This is a genomic window from Micrococcus sp. APC 4021 (assembly GCF_030407635.1).
GTDB lineage: Bacteria > Actinomycetota > Actinomycetes > Actinomycetales > Micrococcaceae > Micrococcus > Micrococcus luteus.
Map to the genome: position 1 here is coordinate 1 of NZ_JASDCZ010000188.1, position 2,646 is coordinate 2,646.

Annotated in this window: 2 protein-coding genes; both read left to right on the plus strand. The window is 70.0% G+C overall.

Annotated features, from left to right (window positions below; genetic code table 11):
• Window positions 1-213 precede the first annotated feature (213 nt).
• Complete coding sequence (locus QL983_RS11000; protein ID WP_031943827.1) at window positions 214-1,737, plus strand: IS21-like element ISMlu14 family transposase; 1,524 nt, start codon at window positions 214-216, stop codon at window positions 1,735-1,737.
• Window positions 1,734-2,519: an IS21-like element helper ATPase IstB gene (gene istB, locus QL983_RS11005; protein WP_010078636.1), complete on the plus strand. Its 786-nt coding sequence runs from the start codon at window positions 1,734-1,736 to the stop codon at window positions 2,517-2,519. The genes QL983_RS11000 and istB overlap by 4 nt, the downstream gene beginning before the upstream one ends.
• Window positions 2,520-2,646 lie beyond the last annotated feature (127 nt).

A 2,646-nucleotide genomic window follows, 5' to 3' on the forward strand; every position in this document is an offset into this window, starting at 1 on the left:
TGTAAGCGGCCATGAAAAGCTGCCCATAGGTGGCCAGGGAATGACCCGCTGACGGCCATGAGGACTGCCCAGTGATGGCCACGGGAACTGCCCGGTGCTGGCCATCTGGTTTGCCCGCGTTGCTCGTTGCCCGCCGCGTCGTGAGCCGGCGGGGGCCTCCTCCCCGGGTTGGATATCGGTGTCGAATCGAATCCAGCGAGGAAGAGGCCCTGAATGAAGGATGCCGCAGAAACCATGAAAATACTCAGTGCCTATGACCTGACCAAGTCATTGCGGGGCGCCGCCGAGCTGGCCGGTTGCTCCCATCACACCGTGGCCCGGCTGGTGCGGGCCCGCGACGCCGGCCAGACCCCTGGATCCGGAGCCAGCCGCCCGAAGGTCACCGATGTCTGGCTGCCCAAGATCGAGGAATGGGTCGAGGCCTCCACGGGCAGGATCCGCGCCGATGTCGTGCACGCCAAGCTCACCGCAATGGGCTACACCGGCTCTGAGCGCTCCACCCGGCGGGCGGTGGCCGAGGTGAAGGCCGCCTGGCGGGCCGGGAAGCGCCGGGTGCACCGGCCCTGGATCACCGAGCCGGGCGCATGGCTGCAGTACGACTTCGGCGATGGGCCGGCGATCGACGGGGCCAAGACGGTGCTGTTCGTGGCCTGGCTGGCCTGGTCCCGCTACCGGATCGTCATCGCCCTGCGTGATAGGACGGCTCCGAGTGTGTTCGCCGCCCTGGACCGGTGCTTCCGGCTGATCGGGGGCGCGCCGACCTATGTGCTGACGGATAACGAGAAGACAGTGACGGTCTCTCATGTGGCCGGGGTGCCGGTGCGTAACCAGGCCACCGTGGCGTTCGCTCGGCATTACGGCGTGGAGGTGCTGACCTGCCAGCCAGCGGATCCGGCCGCCAAGGGCGGGGTGGAGAACGCGGTGAAGCTGGCCAAGGCCGACCTGGTCCCGAAGGACACCAACCTGCGGGACCAGTACGCCTCGTTCGCTGAGCTCGAGGCCGCCTGCGCGGGGTTCATGGCCATGGTGAACTCCCGGGAGCACCGGGTGACCCGGCGCCGCCCGGACCACATGCTCGCCGAGGAGACCAGCGCGTTGCATCGGATCCCCGCCACGGCGCACACCGTGGCCTACGGGGTGGGACGGAAGGTGCCGGAGAACACGCCGATGGTCTCCTTCGAAAACGCCCAGTACTCGGTGCCCGCGCACCTGCTCGGGGCCGAGGTGTTCGTGCGCCATCACGGCACCGGACCGGACTCGATGGTGGTGATCATGCACGCCGGTGCGCAGGGGCCGGTGGAGGTCGCCCGGCACCGGGTGGCCCGGCCCGGGTCCCCGGCCATCGACGACGCGCACTTCCCCGGCCACGAGACGGACAAGGTGCCCGGGGACTACACCCCGGTGCCCCGTTCGGCGGCGGAGGCCGAGTTCCTGGCCATCGGGGCCGGAGCGAGGACCTGGCTGGTGGAGGCCGCCGCGGCCGGCACCAGCCGGATCGGTCAGAAGATGGCCGAGGCCGTCACCCTGGCCAAGCTCGCCGGCACCGACCAGGTCGACCGCGCCCTCGGGGTGGCCGCGGTGCACCAGCGCTTCGCCCACGGCGACCTGGCCTCCCTGCTCACCGCCGCCGGCCACCGCACCGGGATGCACACCGCCACCGAGGAACGGTCCCTGACCCAGGGCACCGCCGGCTGGGCCGGCCTCGGTACCTCCAACACCGAGGGGGCAGCCCGGTGAGCATCCACACCCCGAACACCGCCGCACCGGCGCTGCCGGCCGATTTGGAGGCGCTGTTGCGGCAGCTGAAGATGCCCCACGCCCGCGGTATCGCCGCCGAGGTACTGGCCACCGCCCGGGCCCAACGCTGGGAGCCGGCCGAGGTCCTCAAGGCCCTGCTGGTCGAGGAGACCACCGGTCGGGCCCGATCCATGCTCGCCGCCCGGCGCAAGGCCGCCGGGTTCCCCACCGGCAAGACCTTCACGACCTGGGATCCGGGCGCCTCCTCGATCCCGGCCCCGACCCAGCAGTCCCTGCGCACCCTGGAATGGCTCTCGCGCAGAGAGAACCTCGTGGTCTGCGGGCCCTCCGGCACCGGCAAGACCTTCTTCCTCGAGGCCCTGGGCCAGCAGGCCGTGGAGGAGGGCAAGCGGGTGGCCTGGTTCACCCTGGAGGACCTCGGGGCGATGATCCGGGCCCACCGGCCCGATGACACCATCACCAAAGCCGTCGCCCGAATCCTGCGCGCCGACCTGATCGTCATCGACGACATCGGCCTGCTGCCGGTCGCCGACGATGCCGCCGAGGGCCTCTACCGCATCGTGGACGCCGCCTACGAGAAACGCTCCGTAGCGATCAGCTCGAACCTGCACCCGGCCGGCTTCGACGAGCTGATGCCCAAGACCCTGGCCACCGCCACCGTGGACCGGCTCCTGCACCACGCCCACGTGTGCCAGACCACCGGAGACTCCGTACGGATGACCCAGGCAATGGCCGGGAAGGGAGTCATGCCACTGAACTGATCCCATCACGGTGGCCAGCACCACCACCCAAACGGGCAAACCAGCTGGCCACCAGTGGGCAGTTCTGATGGCCACCAGCGGGAAGAAACACTGGCCGCCTATGGGCAGAACTCAATGGCCCTTGACA